This window comes from Kitasatospora sp. NPDC097691 (genome assembly GCF_040302665.1).
Taxonomy (GTDB): Bacteria; Actinomycetota; Actinomycetes; order Streptomycetales; family Streptomycetaceae; genus Kitasatospora.
The window spans coordinates 69,696-93,117 of record NZ_JBEORY010000026.1 but is presented as its reverse complement, the minus strand read 5'-3'; the positions used below and the strand labels follow the sequence as shown (position 1 = coordinate 93,117).

General features: G+C 72.0%; 18 protein-coding genes. 10 read left to right on the top strand and 8 right to left on the bottom strand.

Annotated features, from left to right (window positions below):
* Positions 1 to 128 precede the first annotated feature (128 nt).
* Positions 129 to 914, top strand: a complete 786-nt coding sequence (locus tag ABTY56_RS20130) for a hypothetical protein (protein WP_350630283.1) — start codon at positions 129 to 131, stop codon at positions 912 to 914.
* A 32-nt stretch (positions 915 to 946) separates the two neighbouring features.
* On the opposite strand, the gene ABTY56_RS20125 is transcribed toward ABTY56_RS20130, so the two are convergent.
* Positions 947 to 1,843 (bottom strand): MBL fold metallo-hydrolase, encoded by an 897-nt coding sequence (locus ABTY56_RS20125; protein WP_350630282.1) that lies wholly within the window; start codon positions 1,841 to 1,843, stop codon positions 947 to 949.
* Between the two features lie 81 nt (positions 1,844 to 1,924).
* Here ABTY56_RS20125 and ABTY56_RS20120 point away from each other — a divergent pair, with 81 nt between their 5' ends.
* Entirely contained in the window at positions 1,925 to 2,809 is an 885-nt protein-coding gene (locus tag ABTY56_RS20120; RefSeq protein WP_350630281.1) for a LysR family transcriptional regulator, read from the top strand.
* A gap of 126 nt (positions 2,810 to 2,935) precedes the next feature.
* Here ABTY56_RS20120 and ABTY56_RS20115 read toward each other — a convergent pair whose 3' ends face one another.
* Together ABTY56_RS20115 and ABTY56_RS20110 are read right to left on the bottom strand one after the other, a co-directional pair.
* Entirely contained in the window at positions 2,936 to 4,447 is a 1,512-nt protein-coding gene (locus ABTY56_RS20115) for a CYTH and CHAD domain-containing protein (RefSeq protein WP_350630280.1), read from the bottom strand.
* Positions 4,448 to 4,586: 139 nt separating this feature from the next.
* Entirely contained in the window at positions 4,587 to 5,324 is a 738-nt protein-coding gene (locus ABTY56_RS20110) for a VOC family protein (RefSeq protein ID WP_350630279.1), read from the bottom strand.
* Between the two features lie 521 nt (positions 5,325 to 5,845).
* Between ABTY56_RS20110 and ABTY56_RS20105 the strand changes: the two genes are divergently transcribed.
* A complete protein-coding gene (locus tag ABTY56_RS20105; protein ID WP_350630278.1) occupies positions 5,846 to 6,328 on the top strand; it encodes a hypothetical protein in 483 nt (160 codons plus the stop codon).
* Positions 6,329 to 6,546: 218 nt separating this feature from the next.
* Here ABTY56_RS20105 and ABTY56_RS20100 read toward each other — a convergent pair whose 3' ends face one another.
* Positions 6,547 to 8,073, bottom strand: a complete 1,527-nt coding sequence (locus ABTY56_RS20100) for an FAD-dependent oxidoreductase (protein WP_350630277.1) — start codon at positions 8,071 to 8,073, stop codon at positions 6,547 to 6,549.
* A gap of 158 nt (positions 8,074 to 8,231) precedes the next feature.
* Here ABTY56_RS20100 and ABTY56_RS20095 point away from each other — a divergent pair, with 158 nt between their 5' ends.
* Positions 8,232 to 8,978 (top strand): TetR/AcrR family transcriptional regulator, encoded by a 747-nt coding sequence (locus ABTY56_RS20095; RefSeq protein ID WP_350630276.1) that lies wholly within the window; start codon positions 8,232 to 8,234, stop codon positions 8,976 to 8,978.
* Between the two features lie 22 nt (positions 8,979 to 9,000).
* The gene (locus ABTY56_RS20090) at positions 9,001 to 9,153 is read left to right on the top strand and encodes a hypothetical protein (RefSeq protein ID WP_350630275.1); all 153 of its coding nucleotides are present in this window, start codon (positions 9,001 to 9,003) and stop codon (positions 9,151 to 9,153) included.
* Here the strand turns inward: ABTY56_RS20090 and ABTY56_RS20085 are convergent.
* Entirely contained in the window at positions 9,117 to 9,935 is an 819-nt protein-coding gene (locus ABTY56_RS20085; RefSeq protein ID WP_350630274.1) for an MBL fold metallo-hydrolase, read from the bottom strand. The two genes, ABTY56_RS20090 and ABTY56_RS20085, sit on opposite strands and share 37 nt — an antisense overlap.
* 14 nt (positions 9,936 to 9,949) lie before the next feature.
* Between ABTY56_RS20085 and ABTY56_RS20080 the strand changes: the two genes are divergently transcribed.
* Complete coding sequence (locus tag ABTY56_RS20080; RefSeq protein WP_350630273.1) at positions 9,950 to 10,657, top strand: helix-turn-helix domain-containing protein; 708 nt, start codon at positions 9,950 to 9,952, stop codon at positions 10,655 to 10,657.
* Positions 10,658 to 10,903: 246 nt separating this feature from the next.
* On the opposite strand, the gene ABTY56_RS20075 is transcribed toward ABTY56_RS20080, so the two are convergent.
* A complete protein-coding gene (locus ABTY56_RS20075) occupies positions 10,904 to 12,283 on the bottom strand; it encodes an erythromycin esterase family protein (protein ID WP_350630272.1) in 1,380 nt (459 codons plus the stop codon).
* A 481-nt stretch (positions 12,284 to 12,764) separates the two neighbouring features.
* Complete coding sequence (locus ABTY56_RS20070; protein ID WP_350630271.1) at positions 12,765 to 13,433, bottom strand: hypothetical protein; 669 nt, start codon at positions 13,431 to 13,433, stop codon at positions 12,765 to 12,767.
* A 714-nt stretch (positions 13,434 to 14,147) separates the two neighbouring features.
* Between ABTY56_RS20070 and ABTY56_RS20065 the strand changes: the two genes are divergently transcribed.
* The gene (locus tag ABTY56_RS20065) at positions 14,148 to 14,825 is read left to right on the top strand and encodes a hypothetical protein (RefSeq protein WP_350630270.1); all 678 of its coding nucleotides are present in this window, start codon (positions 14,148 to 14,150) and stop codon (positions 14,823 to 14,825) included.
* Positions 14,826 to 14,931: 106 nt separating this feature from the next.
* Here the strand turns inward: ABTY56_RS20065 and ABTY56_RS20060 are convergent, their stop codons facing one another.
* Positions 14,932 to 15,924 carry a WD40 repeat domain-containing protein gene (locus ABTY56_RS20060; protein ID WP_350630269.1) on the bottom strand — a complete coding sequence of 331 codons (993 nt, stop codon included), beginning with the start codon at positions 15,922 to 15,924 and terminating at the stop codon, positions 14,932 to 14,934.
* 243 nt (positions 15,925 to 16,167) lie between these two features.
* On the opposite strand from ABTY56_RS20060, the gene ABTY56_RS20055 reads away from it, so the two are divergent.
* From ABTY56_RS20055 to ABTY56_RS20045, 3 genes are all read left to right on the top strand, one after another.
* Positions 16,168 to 17,601, top strand: coding sequence for an NAD(P)/FAD-dependent oxidoreductase (locus ABTY56_RS20055; protein ID WP_350630268.1), 1,434 nt, complete (start codon positions 16,168 to 16,170; stop codon positions 17,599 to 17,601).
* A gap of 1,298 nt (positions 17,602 to 18,899) precedes the next feature.
* Positions 18,900 to 22,598, top strand: coding sequence for an NACHT domain-containing protein (locus ABTY56_RS20050; protein WP_350630267.1), 3,699 nt, complete (start codon positions 18,900 to 18,902; stop codon positions 22,596 to 22,598).
* Positions 22,599 to 22,930: 332 nt separating this feature from the next.
* The gene (locus ABTY56_RS20045; protein ID WP_350630266.1) at positions 22,931 to 23,380 is read left to right on the top strand and encodes a hypothetical protein; all 450 of its coding nucleotides are present in this window, start codon (positions 22,931 to 22,933) and stop codon (positions 23,378 to 23,380) included.
* The last annotated feature ends 42 nt before the right edge of the window (positions 23,381 to 23,422 follow it).

The following is a 23,422-nucleotide window of genomic DNA, read 5'->3' as shown; positions in this document are numbered from 1 at the left end:
GTCCCGTCGCCGCGCTGCGCCCGCATTTCCTGCTGAGTGATCAACGACCGGAACGGCCTGCGGCACCCGCGGAGCAGGGCCGGGGCCGGGGGCGGGGGAGTGTTGGTGGGGCCCGATAGCCTCCCGGGGTGAGCGACATCGCAGAGTCTGTGGACATTCCGGAGTACGCGGACGCAGAACTGGTCGCGGGCGAAGGCCTCGCCAGCGAACCGGCCTTCTGGCTTGTCCACTTGCTGGTGACGATGGGTGACCTCTCCGCCGACCCGGACGAGTACGGCGTCACGGCAGCGGCCTTCGAAGCGATGCTGGACCGCCTCTCCGACGCCGAGCAGCCGTGGCCCGTGCTCCGTGTGCCCTTCGCCGGTGGGCATACGGCCTTTGCCGTCTACGCCAATGACGAGGACGAGAACACCATCGAGTTCGCCGTACGCCACCCGGCCTGGGGCCGCCTCGGGCACCTGGGGCAGTGTGGCCCCGAGTCGGCCGGCCCCGGCCTGTCCTGGGCGGAGTTGACCGCCGTCGCCGCGAGCGTGCCGGAGAGTGGGTCGGACATCGAGGGCCTCGCCGATCCGGCACAGCGCCTCCTGCTCCTGCTGCCCATGCTCGGGGACGAGGCCACGCCGCAGGAGGCGTGGCTTGTCGTCGCGCAAGCCCTCGTCCGCTGCGGGATACCCGATGATGCGGCCTCCCGGTTCGCGCGGGAGCTGGTCTGGAGCGATGCGGATGACCAGCAGGCGGGACCGTCCTGGACGGTGGCCGGGGACAATCCGGTGGCTGTCTGCTCCGCTCGCTACAGCCCGCGCCAGGTCCCGATCGCGCTCGGGATCACCCGTGAGCAGGCCCAGGCGCTGGCCGACGCCCTCCGGGGCGACGGTCGTGCGGATCCGACCGTGGAGGTGGCCGACCCTGCCTGACGTCGCGGCCCGGGAGGCGGCGGGTCAGGGAGTCATGCGGCGTGTTCGGCGCACAGGCAGCCGACGCCCCTCTCGATCCACTCCTGTCCGATCCATTCCGGGTGCCGCTCGATCAGCAGCGCCCGGACCTCGGCCGCGATCTCGTTCTCGCCCATGGCGGAGTCGCGTCGCCGCCAGGTCTCGTCGCGCAGCTCGCGCAGGTAGTCCCGGACGTCGGCGAGCACCTGTGGGCCGCCGACGTCGCCGTGACCGGGGACCACCGTCCGGTGCCCGTCGGCGGCCAGCCGTTCCAGCACCGCCAGCCAGCCGACGCCGGAGACGTCGGTGTCGTGCGGCGGGAACCAGGGGAAGATCGCGAACTGTCCGGTCTCGGTCAGGTCGCCGGTGAACAGCACCCCGGCGTCGGGCACCTCGACCACCTGGTCGCCCTTGGTGTGGCCCCGGCCGGTGGGCCGGAGCCGAACAGTGCGGCCTCCGAGGTCCAGGTCGTACCCGCCGTCGTAGACCAGATCGGGGGCGGGTACCCGGACGTCGCCGTCGAGGCGGTCGGCGACCGTCGCGCCGAGGCCGCGGAACATCTCCAGGTAGCCCGGCCCCTTCGTCCTCAGGTCGTCCGCCTGGGCGCGGTTGGCGAGGTAGGTGGCCTGGGCGCCGAACACGTGCGCGCCGAAGGCGTGCTCGGGGTGGAAGTGCGTCGTGGTCAGGTACAGCCGACGCCCCTTGGCCACCTCGGACGCCAGGGCGAGGACCTGCTCGGCGTTGGCGGTGCCCATGCCCGTGTCGACGACGAGGACGGCCCGGGTGCCGCCGATGATGCCGATGTTGGGAACCAGCGGGATCCCACGGTTCGGGATCACCAGCAGGTCGGGGGCGATCTCCTGGGCGCCGGCGACATGCACGGCGGGGTCGGGAAGCAGAACGTCATCCATGCCTCGATTCCACCGCCCGGACACCTCGGCCGTCCAAGACCGGTTCGGCGGATCCCGATACCGTACGGGTATCGTTCCAGCATGGAGCTGCGAACCCTGCGCTACTTCGTCGCGGTCGCCGAGGAACTCCACTTCGGCCGGGCCGCCGCCCGGCTGCACATGAGCCAGCCCCCGCTGAGCCGGGCGATCAAGCAACTGGAGACCGGCCTCGGCGCCACCCTGCTGCACCGCTCCGCCACCGGCGTCACCCTCACCCCCGCCGGAGCGCTGCTGCTGGACGAGGCCCGCGACCTGCTCGACCGGGCCGACCGGCTGCGTGCGCGCGTGGCCGCGCAGGCCGGCCCGGCGGCCATCACCATCGGCCTCCTCGGCGACGGCAGCGACCTGGGCGCCGTCCGACTGGCCGACGCCTTCCGCGAGCGGTACCCCGGCATCGAGGTCCGCATCCGCGACGCCGACCTGACCGACCCGACCTGCGGGCTGCGCGCCGGACTGGTCGACATCGCACTCACCCGCGCACCGTTCGACGAGACCGGCCTGACCGTGCACGAGCTGCGCGCCGACCCGGTCGGCGCGGTGCTGCGCGCCGACGACCCCCTCGCCCGCCACGAGCACCTGGAACTGGCCGACCTGGCCGGCCGGCGCTGGTTCCGGTTCCCGGACGGCACCGACCCGCTGTGGTGGTCGTACTGGAACGGCGGTGAGCTGCGCGAGGGGCCGGTGGTACGGGCCGTCCAGGAATGCCGGCAGGCCGTGCTCTGGAACGGCACGGTCGGCATGACCCCCCTCGGACACGACATGCCCGAGGGGCTGGCCGCGGTGCCACTGGCCGACATGGCGCCGAGCCGCGTGGTGGCGGCGTGGAACGAGAACGACCCGAACCCGCTGATCCCCTCGTTCGTCCGCATCGCGGCGGCCACCTACCGTTCCGCACACCGTGATGGCCCGTCACCATCGGATGTGTGACGGAGCCGTTCGCCTGACGGACCCGAGGGGCGGCGGCGCGGCCGTACCGCCGTCACGGTCGCCCGCCCCCGTACCGGGCCCACGGGTGGTACGCGACCGGTGCAGGCGGGACACAGCGCTGCCGGGTCACACTCCGAGCTTCCGGCCGGCCTTCGCGGCGACGGCCACGTGGTGGTCCGCGTCGCGCCGTTGACGGGCGTGGAGGACGCCGAGCCGGAAGGCGACGTCGTGCGGGGCCCCGGCTGCCAGCTCCCGGACGGCCCTCTCGCCGACCACACCGTCCTGGTGGGCGCCGAGTGCCTTCTGGACGCGCTTCGTCCGCTGGGCCAGCCGCCGGGCGGGCTTCCCCAGCAGCGGCTCGGTGCACTCGGCGGCGTAGCGGGCGCGCTTGGCCGCCTTCCGTGCGCGGTGGAGGGCCTCGTCACGGTTGTGCCCGGGAGCCAGGTCGAGCGCGGCACGCAGACGCCGCGCGGTCCGCTTGCGTTGCCGGGCCAGGACCTTCCCGGCCTCCCGGCGGCCGCGGCGGGCCCGGCCGCGCAGCGGAGGATCCGCGGCCAGATCCTCCAGCGTGCCCAGCAGCGCGAAGTAGCGGGGGCGGCGCATCTCCTGGACGGCCGAGCGCCAGGCGGTCTCGTACCGGTCCCGGAAGACGGTCTCCAGCAGCTCGCAGGTCGTCCGCGGCCCCAGGTCAGGGGGCAGGTCGGCAGCACCTGTGGTCAGCCGTCGGCCCAGTACCTCGGCGTCCCGGGCACGACCGAGGATCCGGCCCAGCCGGCGCAGTTCGTCGTCGATGTCGTCCACCGACCCCTTGCGGAGGAGGCGCTGGTGGGCGGCGAGCGCGCTGCGCAGGCGGCGGACGTGGACCCGCATCCGGTGCACCGCGTCGGGCTCGTCCAGCCGGACGGCCGCGTCCAGCGACTCCAGGGCGGCGACGTGGGTCCGCAGGCAGGCGGTGAGACAGTCGCCGGCGGACTCCGGCGCATCCGGACCGGCCGGGCGGGCGGCCGGTGCCCCCGCCGGAAGCTCCGCGAGCCGGTCGTGCAGCGCTCTGCCGAGCTTCGTCCCGGAGGCGGACGGCTGCAGGCCGCCCGCCAGCAGCCGTTCCTCGACCGCGTCGAGGAGGCGGGGTCCGGCCGTCGCCGCCTCCACCTCGGTCTCCGTCCAGTCGGCCGCCCCGGACGTCGTGCCGCCGGGTCCGATCAGGCCGGCGGACACTGCGTCCCGGTCGATCTCGGCGAGGGTGCACCCGCCCTCGTCCAGCAGCAGTGTGGGATCCCGCCGTGTCCGCAGGTGCGCCACGGCGTCGAGCCGGCCTCCGCGCGCGTGGACCGCGGCCCGGGCGGTCAGCTCTGCGGGTGGCCGGTTCCTGCGGCCGTCGGGTGGAAGACGGGTCTCGGTGCGGCTGCCGTCCGGCTGGGGCGTCTTGAGGTGCCACCCCGCGTCCGGACCCCCGGTGCGGCGGCGAAGGGTCACGCCGCGACGCAGCAGCCGCAGGTCGGGGGTGTCGAAGTAGACGGCGTCCAGCCGTTGCGTGGTACCGGTGCGTACGGAGGCCACGCCGGGCAGGCCAGCCGCGCTGATCGGCCCGCGCAGCGCACCTTCGTACGACCGCTCGGTCTCCTTGTGTTGTCTCGACATACTGCTCGTCTGTCCGATGTGGCGGGTCCCAATCGCCCGGTGCCGCCGGCGCCCTGCCCGTCGTTCCGGCTCGGGGCGGGCCGGGCCCCCTGTGTGTCGCTGTCGCTGCCGCTGTCGCTGCCGTTGGCGTCGGTCGAGGTCAGCGAGGGGCCAGGAGGCAGAACTCGTTGCCCTCCGGGTCGGCCAGGACCGTCCAGGAGATCGCGGACCGGTCGATACCGGGGTCGGTGGCGCCCAAGGCGAGCAGCCGGGCCTCCTCCGCGGCCGGGTCGTCGCCAGGGTAGGGACGGACGTCGAGGTGGACGCGGTTCCACCCGCTCTTGGTGTCGGGGGTGCGGAGGAACTCCAGGTAGGGGCCGACTCCTTGGGCGGAGCGCATGGTCGCGTGGTCGTCGGCGACCTCGTGCAGCGTCCAGTCCATCGCCTCGTCCCAGAACCGGGCCATCGCCCGCGGGTCGGCGCAGTCGACCACCACCGCGGCGATCGGCCCGGTGTCCCGGTGGAGCGGGCGGGGCTCCAGGACGCAGAACTCGTTGCCCTCCGGGTCGGCCATGACCGTCCAGGGCACGTCGCCCTGACCCACGTCGGCGAGCGTCGCGCCGAGATCCTTCAGACGCGCGACCAGCTCCGCCTGGTGGGCGGTCGAGGTGGTGGCCAGGTCGAGGTGGACCCGGTTCTTCACCGTCTTGGCTTCCGGCCGGGCGACGAAGTCGATGCAGACGGCCGCGGGGTCCGGGTAGACGAAGCCCACGGGTTCGAGGTTGGTCACACCGGGGGCCTCGCTGTCGATACCCCAGCCGAGTGCCTCCGCCCAGAACCGGCCGAGCGCGGCGTCGTCATGGGCCTTCATGTTGATCTGCACGAGTCGTGTTGCCATACCGCAGATCCTAGAAGCCGCCGGCGGGCCGGGCGGTGGTGGCCTGTTCCCACCCGGGCCGTGCACGCGTCGTGGTCACCGGCCGTCGGTTCCCTCAAGACCCCCCTGGTGGCCGTCAGTCCACCTCACGCACGCGGCAGCTCCTGAGGTGGCGAGGTGTCAAAGTCCTGCCGGAGTAACGGGTGTGGCCGCGAGGGTGTTCTCCCCGGCCCCTGGGTCCGGCGGATCCACGCCTCCTCGTCACGCGAAATTCACAGACCGGGGTCTGCACGCGTAGACCGCGGTGGGTCATCCTGGTGCGGTACTGGTTCACGAAGCCCGCTCCTCGTTGCCCCGGATCCCCGGGCGGTAGCGCCGGACGGACAGTTCGTCACTCGCGCCGAGGCACTGCCGCGTCACAGCACGTCGTACGACTCCTTCGTCCGGGCCGGTTCCGTCCGCCCGGCGCTGGACTTCCCGTCCCCCTGCCGGGGCCGGCGGGATCCGGGGGCCGATCCGAGGCTCACCATCCTCACCGGGAGATGCAGTTGAAGCCACGCACCGCAGCCACCGTCGTCGTCCTGGCCGTGGCCGGCCTCGCCGTCTCGGCGCCCACGGCCGGCGCGAGCGGTTCCAAGCTGTCGCAGTCGACGGCCGCCGCTCAGTTCAGGAACGCCGGCATCACGTGGAGTTCCAGCGGCGGTTGTACCACCAGGTCCAACTCCACCTGCACGTCGTTCGAGCAGATCAACTCGGGCACGGTGAGTACCATCATCACCCTCAAGCAGGCCAGCGGCTGTGCCATCAACATCACGGGCGGGACCGAGGTGGGCCACGCCTCCGGCACCTACAGCCACTACAACGGCTACAAGGTCGACATCTCCCGCAGTTCCTGCATCGACAGCTACATCCAGAACAGCTTCACCTACATCGGCTACCGGGGCGACGGCTACCCGCAGTGGAAGGCCGGCTCGGGCAACCTGTACTGCAACGAGGGCAGCCACTGGGACATCCTCGTCTACTGACGCCGACTCCTGGCGACGGGTGCCGGCCCCCGAGGGGCGCCGGCACCCCCGCCGGGACGGCCCGCTCACGCGCCACCGGCCGGTCCACCGGCCGCACCCGGCAGCTTGCGGTTCGGCTCGGCGAGGCAGCCGCGTTCGGGTATGGCCCTGCCGCGGAACCTGGTCTGTGCCTTCCCCTCGATCGCCCTACCGTGCTCGCGGCCGCACCGGGTGCCGTCTCACAAAGCGGTGGGGGCGCCGAACCAGCGGGTGGCGGCGCGCCGGAACGCCTCGGGGTCGGGGTCGGGGCCCTCGGCCCAGGCCACGACGCCGTCGGGCCGGATCAGCAGGGCGGCGAGTCCGAGGTCGTCGGCGACCGGGCCGGGGGCGTAGCGGATGCGGTCCTTCCAGTGGGCCGCGGTCTCCCGCAGGCTCCGTGCGGCGGTGAGGTCGAGGGCGACGCCCCGTCCTTCGCACAGCAGGTCTCCGAGGCGGGTGCCGTCGCCGAAGCGGAAGTCCGGGGCGGTGAAGCCGACGGTCGGGTGGTCGTCGCCCAGGTCGTAGCGGTGGGCGAGCCCGGAGGTGGCGCGGAAGACGTGGGTGGTGCCGTCGACGGTGCGCAGCAGGTCGTGGACGAGCCGGCGCAGGGCCGGGGTGTTCAGGCCGGGGTTCATCGTGGCGACCTGGGCGCGCGACCAGTCGAGGACGGCGGCGCCGACGGGGTGGCGTTCGGCGGTGTAGGTGTCGAGCAGGTTCGCGGGGGCGGTGCCGTGGAGGGTGGCGGCGAGCTTCCAGCCGAGGTTCATGGCGTCACCGATGCCGAGGTTGAGCCCTTGGCCGCCGAGCGGGGAGTGGATGTGGGCGGCGTCGCCGGCGAGCAGGACGCGGCCGTTGCGGTAGGTGCCGGTCTGCATGGCGCGGTCGGTGAAGCTGGAGGCGAGGTGGACCCGGTTGATCGTCACGTCGGTGCCGGAGATGCGGCGCAGGACCGTCTGGAGGTGGTCGCGGGTCAGCGGCCGGGAGCGGTCGAAGGCGCCGCCGTCGAAGTCCATCATGCCCAGGTGCCCTTCGAAGGGCGTGCGCAGGTACATGCCGGTCGGCGTCGGGTTGAAGCCCGGGCGCAGCTTGTCCGGGTCCTCGAAGTCGACGCGGGCGACGTAGCCGGTGAACAGCGGCTCGGTGCCGACGAATTCGAAGCCCGCCAGGCGGCGCACCGTGCTGCGTCCGCCGTCGCATCCGACGAGCAGGCGCGCCCGGTACTCGCGTCCGCCGGCCCGGGCCAGGACGCCGTCACCGTCCTGGTCGACGGCTTCGAGCGGGGCGTCGCGCACGATCCGCGCGCCGAGCGCGACCGCCCGCTCCTCCAGGATGCCGGTGACCGCTTCGAGGCTGGTGATGATCCCTTCCATCGCCGGGCCGGGCAGCCGGGGCGGGAGGGCGCCGGTGTCGATGCGGGCGGCGTCCAGGCGCAGGCCCGCGAAGTGGCTCACGTCGCGCGGGGCGGGCGCCTCGTGCGCGTCGGGGTGCGCGCCGACCTGCTGCGCGTCGGCGCGTGAGGCGTCCAGGAGGGCGGTGAGCATCCCGCGGCGGTAGAAGGCCTCGACGGACCCGGCGTTCAGGCCCCGCATGCCCAGCGGGAGCGCCCGGTACGGCGAGGCCGCCTGCGGGTCCTTCTCCAGCACCAGGACCGAGCAGTCGGCCAGGGCGAGTTCGCCGGCGAGGAACAGGCCCACCGGCCCGGCTCCCACGATCACCACGTCGTGCATGTCGGTTCTCCTCCAGTCGCGGGTCCCCGGGCCGGCCGGGGTCCGTCGGGTCGGGACCGTGCTCGGTGAAGCCCGAAGCCACACCTATGGAGCGTTGCTCCAATTTTGGAACCGTACTCCATGGTGGAGCAGTGCACCAAGCCTGGCAGGATGAGGGCATGACCACACCGACACCCCAGTCACGAAGGCGCCGGCAGGTGCTCTCGCGCGAGCGCATCATCGAGGCGGCTGTCGGGCTGCTGGACACGGCGGGGACGCAAGCCCTGACGGTCCGTGCGCTGTCGGACCGCCTGTCCACCGGGTCCGGGGCCATCTACCACCACGTCGGAAACATGGGCGAGCTGCTGCAGGCCGCCACCGAGAGCGTCGTCGCCACAGCCCTGTCCGCCTTCCCCGCCCCGCAGGAGCCCGCACCGGCCCCCGGGGCCGAGGACACCGGCCGCGACCGGATCCGCGCCGCCGCCCTCGGCCTGTACGACGCGGTCGTGGAACATCCCTGGCTCGCCACCCAGCTCGCCGTGCAGGTCACCCGCAGCCCCTGGGGAGCGGTGACAGCACGGGTCTTCGAGAGCATCGGCGGGCGCGTGCGAACCCTGGGCATCCCACGCAGCGAGTGGTTCGAAACGACCTCGACACTGGTGCACTACATCCTCGGCGCCACCAGCCAGAACTCCCAGCCCTTCGACGTCGCGGACGACGCCGCCGCCCCGCGGACCGGTGCGCAGCGCGCCGAGTTCCTCGACTCCGTGTCCGCGGCGTGGAAGAGCCTCGACGCCGGCGACTACCCGTTCCTCCATGACATCGCCGACCAGATGCGCCGCCACGACGACCGGGAGCAGTTCCTCACGGGTATCGACCTCATCATCGCCGGCATCACCGCCACCAGCCGCCCTTCCGCCCGATGACCTCCGACGCCCGGAGGCGACGATGACCCGCACGACCCCGCCACGCCCCGTGGAGGTGGAGGAGGTGTTCCCCGAACCGGTGATCGAGGGAATGCGGCTGGTGCCGGCGGGCGTCCAGGTGGTCGAGTCGGCGGGCGATCAGCCGATCGGTGGTGCGAGGTACTCCAGCGCGTAGCCGTTGCCGGAGGGGGTCACACGGGCGATGCCGGGTGAGTCGAGGTGGGCGCCGGCTACGAAGTGGTGTGGCTGGGCCAGTCGTTCGAGGAGGGCCGCCCGCGCGTCGCGGGCCTGGGACTGGTTGCCGTCGAGCTCCCAGGACACGTTCGGCTGGCCGAACTGGAGCGTGGGAACGTGGACGGTGTCGCCCCAGACGAGAAGACGGCCGGCGCCGCTCCTGACGTCGTAGACGGTGTGACCGGGGGTGTGGCCCGGTGTCGGGATCGCGGTGGCCCAGTCGTTGATCGCGACCTTCTCCGACACGGGTACGACCCGGTCGCGGATCGGTTCGAGCCGTCCTGTGAACACCGAGGTGTCGCCCGCGCCGATCCACACGCGCTCAAGTCCGGCGAACGCCTCCGAACCGTCCGGCGCGATCAGGCCGCTCACGTGGTCCGCGTGCTTGTGGGTGATGGCCACATCGGTGATACGGGCGCGGTCGATTCCCGCTTCGTCGAGCGCGTCGTAGATCAAACCCATGGTGGGGTCGTGCCAGGCGTCGGACGCGCCGGTGTCGATCAGTACCGACCGCGTGCCGTCGGTGACGAAGAAGGCGTTGACCGACAGCCTCAAGTTGTCGCCGGCCAGGGGGACGGCGGCCGGCAGCACATCGAGCGGGCGCCCGTCCTCGTCGCGGAGCCGGGTCGGCGGCATGTCGATGTACCCGTCTCGTAACGAGATCACCTGCAGGTCGCCGAATTCGAACGTGGCATGGTGCCGGCCACTCGAGATCAAACGCATGGAACCCCTCCGTCGTGTCGGGCGTGCATCGCGTGTCTCTGATAGAAGATCAGATCTTCTTTAGGAGAACACTACACTGTGGGCAGCGCGGTACCCATCGATCGAGGAGCACGGTGGTCGAGCAAGACGGAAACGCGGCCGGACCGCAGCACGGTGACGACCTGGCCGGTGCGTTCGGCGGCAACGTGCGGCGACGCCGCGAGGAGGCGGGCCTGACACTGGAACAGCTGTCCGCACGGTCGTCGGTCAGCCGGGCGATGCTGTCCAAGGTCGAACGCGGTGAGAAGAGCCCGACGATCGGCGTCGCGTCCAGGATCGCCCACGCGCTCGACGCGTCGCTCTCGGACCTGATCGGCGCGCCCGGTGCCGCCGCGTCCGGTGCGGCCCTCGTCATGCGCAAGAACGATCGCCCCGTCTTCCGTGACCCGGAAACCGGCTTCGAGCGGCACATGGTGTCAGCGGCCCCAGGTGCGGGACGAGCCGAGATGGTCGTCCACCACCTCCCCCCGCAGGTCTCCACCGGGCTGTTGCCCGCGTACCCGCCGGGTACGGAGAAACAACTCGTGGTGCTCGACGGCACCCTCACCGTCGCCATCGGCGGAATCAGCGAGACCCTGAACACCGGCGACTCCCTGTACTTCCAGGCCGACGCGGACCACGGCTTCGCCAACCCGACGAACGCTCCCTGCGAATACATCATGGTCATCTCGCGCAGAACCTGATCGGCGGCAGCTCGCGGGCCCGGACACAGCGCCCGGCGGCGCGGACGCCGGCGGCGCGGACGCGCCCGGCGGCAAGGAGCGCCCGGCGACAAGGTGCGCCCGGCGACAAGGCGCGCCAGGCGGACGGGCTACGGCGGTTCCCAACCGAAGCATCCGGTCATCCTCACGCCCATTCCCTGTGCCGTCCCGAGTGCGGATGCGGGGAGTCCCGCGGTGCGGCCGGGGCGCGGCAGGTCGGACGCGCGATCAGAACTTGCGCGCCTGGGTGACCTGGTTCAGATGGATGAGGACGTCGTAGGCCTGGCCGATCGCGAGCCGCGGCATCGGGTCGTCGACGTAGACCGAGCCCGCGTCGTAGGTGGGGCGGGCGACGTCCAGCCAGTCGCGGGCCGCCCGCGGAGCGGTGCGCAGGTCGACGTAGTAGTCCCGGTAGCGGACCTGGTCGAGGGTGTACTCGTTCATGTCCGGCGTCGCCGGCGGGACGGTGACGGTCTTCCAGTCGCTGGTCAGGACGGCGCCGTTGGTGAGGAAGGAGCCGCTGTCGAAGGTGAAACCGACGGCCACGTAGTCGCGACCGTAGGCATCGCGCAGCCAGGAGCCCTGCGGCTTGGGGTACAGGAAGGTGTCGGTGGCCAGGTAGCCGGTGTGCCCGTTGTGCGCCGACAGCAGCACCTTGCCGCCGGTGCGGTGCTGCCACCACGCGGTGTTGTCCGCCATCGCCCGGTCGCGCAGTTGCTCCGCGGCGGACACGGTGGCCGGGTCGGTGATGTCCAGGGTGGCGAAGGCGAAGGTCTCGGCGATGTTCCGGGCGTGCTGCACGGCCCACGCGTGGGCGTCGTCGCCGGAGGCACCGGCACCGCTCGCGGTGACCAGGTCGAGCGCCTGCTGCGCCTTGGCGGCGTTGTCCCGGCGCTCGGCGGGCGGCTTCTGCAGGTAGGCGGCGGCGTCGTCGAACGGCCGCAGGCCCGCGTACAGGCCGTCGAGCTGCGGGAGGACGTCGGGGCGGGCCCCGCGCACGTAGGAGGTGACCCGTTCGAAGATCCGGTCGCCGAGCCTCGGGAGGCCGAGGTCGTCGCCCACGAAGTGGACCGGGTTCTGCGGGTGGCTCCGGTTGTGGGCCCGCATCCAGGCGATCAGGTCGGCGAACTCCTCGCGCTCCCACGGACTTCCGCCCAGGGCGTCCTTGACGAGCTGCCGCGCGTCTCCCGGACCGCCCTGGACGTACTCGTCGATCTGCAGGCCGCTGCTCCAGCTCGTCTCCAGGGCGAAGGTGGTGAAGCCCTTCTCCTCGACGAGGTAGCGGAACACCCGCTGCTTCATCGCGAAGAACTCGTGCGAGCCGTGGGTGGCCTCGCCGAGACCGACCACCGTGGCGTCGCCGATCATCGAGCCCAGGGCGTGCAGGTCGGCGGTACGGCCGCCGGGTTCCGTCGTCCGCAACGGCTGCGCGACGCTCTCCAGCGCGCGCACCACGGCGGAGCGCTGCGCCGTCGCCGCTTCCGCGGCCGCGCCGGTGGCCCCGGGCGCCACCGGCGCGGCGACCGCCGCCGACGGGACCAGCACGGCCGCGGCGGCCACCGCCGCCGTCAGCAGACCGCGCCGCCCGATCCGCTTGTTCGCTGCCATCGTTGCGATCACTCCTCGACTCGACGGAAACGCCGATGACTTCGGCGTTCGGTGAGTCGATCTTCGCGCGGGGCAGGGGCACGGCGCGCTGAGGAGGACCGCCGTCTTCCCCCAGGGATAACCCCCGGTCGGATTCGGCGGCCGGCCCCCCGGCCGTCGGCGGCCCGCCGGCCGTTACAGCCGGCCGTTACCGCCGACCGGCGGACCGCTTCCGTGCCCGCCTCCGGCTCCGTGGGCCGGCGCTCGGCCACACCTGCAGCAGTCCGCATCCCAGCCGCACGTCAACCCTCGTTGCAGCAGCGGTACTTCGCCACACCAGGCGAACCGCTCACACCCTCACGCGCACACGACGCATCAGGCCCTCCAGCCGCGCCGCCTGCTGCACTCCCACCACGATCACTCCGACCCGTCCCGTCCCGTCCCGACCCGCCCGCACCGTTGCCGGTGCCTCCGGCGGCGTCCCTGCCCGGACGGGTCTGCTTCAGCCGGCCTTCCAGGCGAGGGGCTTGTTGTCCTTGTCGAGCCACACCAGGTACTGGAGGGGCTTGTCGGCCGGGGCGAGGTAGATGGCGCACTCGTGGTGGATCTGGCCCTTGACGAAGTCCTTGCCGCCTTGGGGGACGTCGCTCTCGCACTTCGGGAAGGCGCTGAGCAGGTCGACCTTGCGGGCTTGGGCGGTGTCGCTGACCATGGCGCGCAGCCGCAGGTTGAAGTAGGGCTCGTAGATCCCGTTGCCGCCGGTGTGGGTGTAGGTGACGCGCACGTAGTACGGCGTCTTGCCGGCCATGTCCTCCGGCTTGAGGAAGTTGGCGAGGTCGGCGATGTCGCCCTTGACGACGCTGGTGGGGCCGATGGCGAGGGAGATGTCGCCCTTCGCGCTGTCGGTGAAGGTGCCGTTCGCGGTCCCGGCCGGCGGGAGGGCGTCGGCGAAGCGGCTCGGGGCCGTGGGGGTGGCGGTGGGTGCTGCGGCGGTGATGGTGGGCAGTGCGGTGGTTGCCGTCGACGGTGAGGCGGTGCCCGGGCTCAGGGTGGTGGTGGGTGCCGCGCCGGCGGGGTTGTCGCTGTTGTCCGGGCCACAGGCCGTCAGAAGGAGGGCCAGTGCGGCGGCGGCCGGGACGGCGGCGGTACGGAGTACGGATGCGGAGCGCAAGGGAGTTCCCCGGGAGGATCACGGTCGCCCCGGCCGAGGTGGATGTCCCTCGTCGCTACGGGCGAGCCTGGCGTCGGCCGCGTAGTACGGCCCTCGGCGATCCTCCATCGGTCCGCGCGGGCGCCACATGAGTACGCGTACTCACATTCGGCCCGCAGGCCCGCAGGCCCGCACCGGCCCGTACACAGCCTCCGCTCTCCGGAGTCCGTCGGGCGGCTGGGCCCGACCTGTCCGCCAGGGCCGCCCGCCGGCCCCCGTCCCGGACCTCGTCGCCCCGCTCGGGGTACGAGGAACCTGATCGCCGTGGCACTGCCACGTGCCCAGGGCGGCCTCACCCAGGTCCGCACGTTGACGTCCCGTGCCTTGCGCAAGCCCCGCACCAGACGTCGGTGTCGGGGCGCTGCGCGCTCGACCTGCCTCCCCTGCGTCCGGCTCAGCACTGCCACAGGTGCCTCGCGCGGCCACACGGCCACAGGCGAACGCGAACGCCGTTCGCCCGCCGGGAGGCGGACAGGGCGAGCCCCATGAAGATGATCTCCAGCGCTGGACGGCTCAGGCACCACGCGGCGACAGGCAGCCCCTGCGGCCGGGGGCCGGTAGGTGGCGTGGTCACCAAGGCCGTACAGCGGATGCCGAGTTGCTCCACCCGGAATCGAACTTTGCGGCAGACTGAGCCGGCCAGTGACTGATGATCACCGGAACCGAGGGGGATGCATGCGCACCAGAAAGCTGTTCATGACAACTGTCGGGGGAGTCGCAGCGGCGGCGCTGCTCGTCGCCGGGTGCGGCAGCTCGGGGGCAGCCAAGAGCAATGCCCCGGCGGGCGCCGGAGCCGCCGGGCCTGCCGCCGGATCCGCTGCGCCCGCCGGGGCGAGCCCGACCCGGCCGCCGCTGCCGGTCGCGAGCGGCCCGGTCCTGCACGGCATCATCCATGCCGGCGAGGACTACCGCTACCAGGCCCAGCTGATCAGCGCGGACACCAGTACGGCGCTGCCGGGCGTTCCGGTGCCCGCGGGCAAGACGGCGGTGCTGATCCGGGTCAAGGTCAGCTCCGATCCGGTGGACCGGACCGGCATCGCCCCGAACCACCAGTCGCTGGCGATCAAGTTCCCCGGCTGCTCCGACTGCTCGTGGATGGAGTACGCCTCGCCCACCGTGCCGGAGAGCGACCTCCTGGAGGGGACGACGATGGGCCGGACTCCCGAGGCACTCGGGAAGATGGAGGCCAACATGCAGTACTACAAGTACTTCTGGCAGTTCGTCCCAGAAGGAACCGACCTGTCGAGCGCGCAATGGTGCACGACCTCGACCCTGCCGGCCGAGGTGCAGTGCGCCCCGCTGGGCAAGGTGACCCCGCTCACCGCGCACCTGGCCGCCGACGACCTGCACTGACCCTCGCCGTCGGCGCCGCCCCCCGCGGGGTCGCGGCGCCGACAGCGAGCCGGGCGGCGCGCGCCCCCGCGCGGGGACGACCCCGGTGTCTCGCCCGGGTTTCCGCTCACGCGGTCCCGGCGGGCCGGTGCTCGCCGGTGGCGCCGTCGAAGCGCCGCATTCGGTCCTCGTCCGCGGCGAACAGGGCGACCCGATCGCCCAGCCGGACGGCGCACACCCCCGTGCAGGCGTCGTCCGCCCATCCGTCGACCGGCTCGCCGACGGGCTGCCCGGTGAGTGCGTCGTAGCGGTAGAGGCGGTCCGAGGCCACCGCCAGCACGGCCCGGCCGTCCGCCTGGTAGGCGCACAGGCCCAGCGTGTTCTCGGGTTGCACCATCATCGTGCCGAGCGGCGTTGCGGTCTCCGGGTCCCAGATCCGCACCGAGTGGTCCGTGCCGCCGGTGGCCAGCAGGGCCCGGCCGTCCACCTGGTACGGGACGAGGTGGGAGATCGGCATGTTGTGCGCCTTGACCGGACCGCTCACCGGCCGGCCGGTCTCCAGCTCCCAGACCCGCAGCAGCCCGTCGGCGTCCGCGCCGGCCAGCCGGGTCCTGCCGTCCGCCGTGGTGAACGCGGTCAGCGACCACACTTGCCTGCGGCCGGTACCACGCATCCGCGGCCCCGCCGATTCCCCGGTCACCGCGTCGACCCGCTCCACCCGGCCGTCGCTCCACCCGAGCAGCAGGGTCCGCCGCCCGCCAGGGCCGCGGTGGGAAACGGCCGCCGACATCCGCGGCCACGTCCGGCCCCACGGCTTGCGCCGCTTGCCCCAGGTGTCGGGACAGACCCGCTCGCCCGTCGCCAGGTCGACCTGGAAGAGCGTCCCGCGCAGTCCCCGGAACTGATCCAGGACCACCAGCACCGGGCGTTCGCCGTCGGCGTCGACGTGCACCCGGCAGAGCGGGCCGACGACGAAGTCCGCGCCGAGCACGAACTCCCGTACCAGGGAACCGTCTTCGGCGTCGAAAACCGAGAAGCCCCGTCCCCGGTTCGAGCCCGGCCAGATGACCACCGCCCGCCCGCCGAGCTCGGCACCGAGCAGTTGCCCCGGGCCGATCAACGGTCCGTCCCAGGCCGTGAAAGGGTCGCCCTGCGCATGTCTGCCGAACCTCACTGTCCACAAAGGGGGGAGAGGGGACCGGCACCGTCCGCGGGGCGGTCCCTGAACCGCGGACGCTACCAGCCAGGCTGCCCCACTCCATCAGGCATACCGCGCGAAGGTGGCCGGATCATGCCGCATGACAAGCGCCGGGCGGGGACAGGGATAGCGCCGACGATCCCGGCCGGTGACAGGAGTGGTGGCGTGAGGCGAGCTGTTGCGGATGTGCTGGTGATCGGTGACGGCGTGTTGGGCCGCTCCATCGCCGTCGCCCTGGCCACCGCTGATCCGGGCATCACGGTGGCACTCTCCGGCCGACGCCGGGCCGGGGCGTCGCGGGCCGCCGGCGCGATGCTCGGCGTCCTCGGCGAGGTCACCGCCACCACCACCCGCACCCCGCACGGACGGCTGCGACTGGCACTGGCCGTCGAGGCCGCAGCACGCTGGCCCACCTGGCGCCGGCACGTGCGGGAAGCCGCCGCCGGCCGGGCACCCGCCCGCGACGGCTACGGCACCGGCACGTTCGTCCTCCTCAACACCGTCTCCAGCCGGATCGACGAGCGCTCCCTCGCCGCCATCAAAGCGGCCGGCCGCGAACACGCCCTGCCGGTCGAAGAGACGGACCCCGCCGACGTCCCCGGCCTGCACCCGCTCGACAACGACCGCCCGCTACGCGCCCTCCACCTGCCCGCCGAGGCCTACCTCGACGCCCGCCGCTGGCTCGCCACTCTGGACGCCGCACTCACCGCCCTGCCCAACACCACCCGCACCCCCGCCGGCTGGCTGCACACCGACGGCCACCACTACACGCTGCACACCCCCACCGCCACCATCACCGCACCCGTCCTCGTCCTGGCCGCCGGAGCCTGGACCACCCCGCTCCTCACCGCTCTGGACCCGGACCTGCCCGTCCTGCCCGTGGTCACCGCCGAGGGCACCGCGCTCTCCCTCACCGCGCCCGCCCCGCTGACCGCCGTGCTGCGCACCCCCAACCGCGCGTACGCGTGCGGCCTGCACGCCGTCCCCCAGGCGGACGGCTCCTGGTACGTCGGCGCGTCCGCCGCCCCCGCCCTGACCCCCGGCGGCGAACCCGCCGCCGCAGGACTGCGCTTCCTCCTCGATGCCGCACTCGGCCAGCTGCACCACCGCCTCACCACCGCGCGGGTGCGCACACTGCACCACGGCAACCGCCCGGTGGGCCTCGACGGCCACCCGCTTCTCGGCCCGACCGCCCGCCCGGGCCTGTGGCTGGCCACCGGCACCCACCGCGACGGCCTGCACGCCTCCCCGCTCATCGCCCAGGAGCTCGCCGCCGCGATCCTCCACGGCCGGCCCAGCCCCTGGCTGGCCCCCTGGGACCCAGGCCGTGCGCCGATCAGCGACTGGACCAGAGAAGAAGCCATCGAGGAAGCGGCCGCCCAGCACGAGGCGCTGGCAGCCGAAGCCCGTATGCGCCCGCCCCTGACCGGCGACTGGCCCCGCCTCCTGGCCGACGCCTACCGCCGGCAGATGGCCGACGCCTACGCCCAGCTGCCCGAAGGCTTCGTCCTCCCACCCGACCTGGCACCCCTCGCCTACGAAAACGGCCCCGAACTCGCCAAACTGATCGCCCGCCACCTGGACCCCAGGACCCCGTGAGAACAACCGCGGGTCGGCTCGGTCGCCCATGACCCATGACCCATGACCCGGCCGTTTCGGCCGTCCGGGCCGGCCCTCGTGGGACGACCATCGCTCGGCCACGCGGGGCCGGCCACCGCCCGCCGCCCCGGTGGCCACCGGGGCCGGGTTCGGTGCCGGAGCTGCGCCAGGAGGCCGCCGGGACCGGGTGCGTTCAGGGCCGCACGGCACGGGAAGTGGGCCCGCTGGTGCTGCCCGCTGTGACCAGGTGGGAGTCGGTGGGCCGCGTTGGTCCGCGCTTCGGATGATCCGCGGTGGGAGGGGCGGGTGTTTCACGCGAGCTCCCCAGGGGGCGTTTGATCCTTGCCCGAGCCGGAGGACCGCCTCCTGTAGGCGAAGTCCAGGGGCGGTCTTCCGGGTTTCCTCAGGGTCTGGGGAGCGTAACCCGGGCCACTGACATTGATGCTGGTACTCAGGTTCTGGTGGTCGTGGCTCAGCCACTGACTGACGTCCTGCTGGACTGTCTTCGCGGTGTTCCGTCCGGCCACCGGAGCCTGATCTCAGGCTCCACCCGGCCGGCGCCAACCTCCGGCTAGTGGCTGACCCCGCAGGCCGCCGGCACCGCCGAGCCGTCTCGGCATCCGAAGGGGAAGCACTGCCGTGGAGACCACCACCGCACCGCGGAGCAGGACGTGCCGGCCGCGGTGCGCGAGGTGACCGAACAGGGAATCTGACGGCCGGTCACCGTTGGGCGCGCAAGCAGTCGTCAACCCGTTGTGGCAGGTCACGGCCGGTCGGCGAGTACGAAGTCGCGGTGTTCGTCCCGAGCCGCGCCCTGATCGACCGAGCGGTGACGGGCGGCTCCGGTCCGGTGCTCGCAAGGGGCGAGCGCATCAGGTGTTACAGCCTCGACCCGGCGGACCCCTGGAGCACGGGGATCTCCGGCGGGGCCGAGGAACTGTTCGACGGAGCGGCCACGGGTCAGGGCACCGGCGAAGGACTCGATGAGCCGGCCATCAGTGAGGCCCGGAAACCAGGAGTCGGAGGCGTGAACGGCCGCACTCGTCACCGGAGCATTCCATGCTTGTCTGGCGGGGGGTGGCGAGGGGACAATATGGAAAAGACGAACGCGTCTCCCGGCTACGACCAGTTAATTTCTGCTGATTCGATTACACCTGGCAACCTGAAAGCCGGGCTGTCAGGCGTCCGATGGTATTCATCGATTCCTCGCGCAAACCGGGACATGGACCGTCCGTGGAGCGCGCCCCCTTCTCGGTTGCCCCGGTGCCGTGCGGAGCTTTCCGGAGGGGGAGGTCACGATGGCGAGAGTCGTCCGGCACCCGCCGGGCAAGGAACGGCCGCCCAACGCGCCGATGTCGAGTCTGCCGATTCGGCGGGCCTGGGCCCGGGTCGTGGAGGCCTTTGCCTGCCGGTGGCACAAGTCGATGATCCGGTGGGAGGCCCGCCGGGGCACGCCGCGCCCGCGGAAGTGGCGCAGGTTGGGCTCGTACACCAATGTGATGCGGGTCTTCTGGGGGATCGCTGCGCTTCTGGTCCTCGCCTGGTGTGCGGAGGGCCTGTACATCGTGATCTCGGGGAACAGCACCGGGTTCGAGACGTGGCGGCGGGGGAATTCGGGGTTCGACGCCCTCATCCGCTTCGTCGGTCCGGTCCTCACCGCCGGGATCGCCACCGCGATCTTCCTGTTCTGGTGGTACCGCTGGACGAAGAAACGCTTCCTCGCGAAGGCGCGGAGGAAGCCGAACGAGCTGGTCCTCACCGCCGGGCCGCACATCTCGGAGGTCGTCGGGCGCCAGGAGCTCGCGCAGGTGATCGCCCAGCGGCTGCGCGAGCGGGAGACCCGCAGGCCGTACCTGCTGGTCGGCGGGGTGGGTGTCGGGAAGACGGCCGTGCTGGTGCAGCTCACGGAGATCCTGGCCAAGCAGCACGCGGTCCCCGTGCCCATCCGGCTGCGGGACGCGGCCCATGCCTCGGACCTGAACTTCGAGCAGATGGCCAAGCGCCGCTTCTCCGAGGAGGCGCCGCAGGGGATCCTCGCCCGCAGCAAGAACGACCGGGTCTGGCACCAACTGCTCGCGGACGACAAACCGGTCGTCATCGCCGACGGACTGGAGGAGGCCATCCTCGACGAGAGCCTCCGGGACGATCGCGACAACATCATCCGCAGGGCCATCGACCGGGCGTACCAGGAACGGCTCCCGCTGGTCGTCGCCTCCCGGCCGCACGCTCCCCTGGAGGGCACCAGCGCCGCGATCATCGAGCTGGAACCGCTCAGCGAGGAAGCGGCGCTCCGGTTCGTCGAAGCGCGCTCTCCCGAGTCGGACGAGCGCCGCCTCGACTGGATCGTGGAGACGGCCGAGGTCACCGAGTCGCCGATCTACCTCCAGATCGCCCGGGAGTTGCACAGCCACGACGCCCTGGAACGCGACCGGCCCCGGCACGACGACAAGCGCCTGAACACCCGCAGCTGGGACCGGTCCACCCTGCGGCTGTGGTTGCTGGAGACCTGGTACCACGCCCTGGTGGAGGGCCGACTGCACGACGATGTCACCGTGAGCCTGGAGGAGCGCCGCGACACCATGGAGGTCGTCTCCGCGCTGGCGTGCATCGGACTGCTCCAGGACACCCTGGAGGTCTCGTTCGCCGACCTGCTGGGCGAGGACACCCACCCCGGACGGACCCGGCGGATGGAGAGCAAAACCCGACAACTCTGGCTCGAACAACGCGGGTTCGACCAGTACGGCAAGCGCGGCACCACCTTCTCGGAGTGGCAGCGCGAGCTGGTCTGGGACGAGCTGTGCGCCCGGCTCAGCGACGGGGAGAGCCGGCTCCTCAGCGAGGGGAGCATCGGCCAGTGCCAGACGGAGCTGGCACGGTTCGTGGGCCACGCGAGCGAGCTCAAGCTGGTGGAGGGCTTCGACACCAAGGTCCGGTTCCCGCACAGCATCATCCAGGCGTACTACGGATTCCGCCTGCTCGACCACCTGAGCGAGCGCCAGGCCGGCCGGCTCATCGAGCAGGCCCTGCACCCGCCCGGGCCCAGCCGTGAGCTGCTGATCGCACTGGTCCTGCTCTCACGCCGACGGGCGGCCAAGCTCGCGACCGAGGCCGGCAACAGCGGAACCGGGGTGAAGGCGGAGGCTCAGGAGATCGTGAAGCGCGAGGCCAAGGACCTGTGGCGCAGGGCTCCACTGACCGGACGGACCCCCGCCGAGCGACTCTGCAGAGCGGCGAGCCGCCACATGGATCCGAAAGCCTTCGACCTCTATGCCGCTGCCCTGGAGATCGACAGCGTGGAGGACACCCCGAGGCTCCTCGGCAGGATCACCCTCGACCTGCAGCAGCACTGGGACGGCATCAAGGGGGACCGGCGGACCCTCGACGAAGCCAAGCTCGGCCTGGTCAAGCAGTACGGCGCCGCCCTGCGCACCGGCGCTCCGAAGATCGACACCACCAGCCTGTACGAGCGGCTCTTCGAGCTGGGCAGCGGTGAGCAGTCCTACGCCATCCGCCTTGCCGCCGCACAGGAGGTCGGGAGCGGCGGCGATCCGGCCTTCGAGGTGATCCGCAAGAAGTTCGGCCTCAACAGGGATCCGCTGGAGGAGTACCAGGCACGGACCGAGGAGTTGAGAGCCCGGAAGAGGGCGGAGTACGGCGGGTGGGTGGCCGAGATGCGGAAGGCTGCCGCCTCGCGGGGCCCGTCCAGGACCGCATCTGACGAGAACGATCCGCTGAACCGGAAACGGCAGGAGATCATCGACCGTTACCGGCGGGCCCGCCGTGAACTCGGGCGTCAGTTCGTCATGCGCGCCTGGATGATCCCGATGCTGCTCGGATCGGTGAGCGACGGTCACCGGGACGAGGCTCGGAATCGCCTGGAGAAGTGGTTGCGCCACCTGGACCCGGAACGCTCGGACCTCCTCCCGCTCTCCCTGGAGAACGCGCTCGCCCAGGGCTTCAAGTACGCGGCCAACCGCCGGAAACGTCATCCCGACACCTACCCCGGCGGGCGCGACGACCTGATCCGGCAGGCGGAGACCGTGCTCCAGCAGGCCCGGTGCTGGTACTCCCAGATCTGCCTGCTGCAGGCGCTGTGCCTGTGGGAACTTCCGGACAGCATCGCCCGGTCCGAGCCCGACGGCGGCGCGGCGGCAGCACATTCGGACGGCGGCAAGAGCAGCAACGGCAGCAACGGCAGCAACGGCCGCAACGGCAGCAACGGCGGTAACGGCCGCAACGGCGGTAAGGACGGCAACGGCGCAGCGGAGCGGCCCGAAAGCGGGAGCGGCATGACCGCGGTGCAGACCGTGGGACGCTGGCTGTCGATGGCCGGCTCCGCCTGGGACGGGGAAAGCGGCGGGGCACCCCCGCCGCGGCTGCACCCGTTCGTCGCCGAGGCCGGCGACCTGGTGGCCCTCGCCCTGCAGACCCGGGAGCCGGACCGCTTCGTGTGGATCGACGAGAAGGGCGTGGTCGACAACATCGGTTCCCGGAGCAACGGTTCGCAGCACTACCGCAAGCACAATCTCTGGATCCCGCCCTCGGTCGGGTGGACGAACCTCGACGGGCGCACCCAGCGGCTCATCGCCGACGTCCTGGTGATGCTCAACCTGATCGAGCGGGACGGGTTCCCGGACGAGGTGGAGGACCGGCTGAAGAGGTCCCACCAGCCGGGCATGACCCTGCCGCCCTGTGTGACCAGGGACCGCGCTCCACTGCATCCCGAGCTGACCGCCGGCACCTCGGACCCGCCGGCCCCTGGCACGACCTGCCTGCCCACCTGCAAGTTCCAGTTCTGCCCCTACCCGCCGCAGGGTACGCAGCTGCGGGCCGAGATCGGCGAGCCGTTCTGCCGCCAGCAGCAGGCCCTGCTGCCCGGACGCGTGCGCCGGCGGCTGCCTCGAGTCTTCCGGAGGAAGACACCGTCCTGGGTCGGCATGCCCGTCCTGGAACTGCACCGATTCTGGGACGACATGGCGGAGCGCACGCGTGGCTAGAGCTGTGACCGCATAGGTTCGCCGGGTAGACGGCGGAGACAGATGCGGTGGCCCTGAGTAGCCTCGCCTCGTGGTGGATCATGAGCAATACGTCCGGTATCGGGAAGACGCGAAGGTGCTGTCAGCGATCGGGGAGCACAGTCGACGCCCAGGTCGGTCGGGTCATGATGCGACTGCCCACGGCTGTAGCCGAGGCTGCAGTGGCGGCGTGGGAGCGTGACGAACTCGGTGGGCGAGCTCCCGAGACGCATGTCGGAGGCTCGGAACGCCGCCCACCTCGCCCGGACGGACAAGTTCTATGAGATTGTCCAGAGGTACACGAACATGCGTGGATGGAACGGGAGCGGGAAGAGGAAGTGATCTACCGCGCACTCGACTACCAGCTGACCTGCAGCAATTGCGGTCATGACGTGAGGGGCTCGCGCGGCCAGCAGATCGCGGCCGAGGAGTTCGGCTGGTTCGACGAATGGCAGTGCGAGAACTGCGGTCTGGTCAGTTGCGACTACGGCGACGGGCCCGGGCCGGAGGACGTCAGGCAAGGACTGCTGGCGAAGTTCGGAGGATTCCGGCCCCGGCTCGTGGAAGGCCGGGACGGGACCGTAGCGGCGGCCCGCCACCTGCGGGAGATCCTCGACTACAGCCCGGCCGAGGCGATCGGCACGCTGAAGGCGGCGAAGGCGGGGGAACCCCTCGGAACCGCCGTCGAAGTCGAAGCCCTCGTGCAGGCACTTCGCCGGGACGGATACGCCTACGAGACGGTCGCCGCCGGATCGGAGGACTGAGCAACCGGATCCGCCGCGCGGCGGGGAGCACACCGCTCCCCG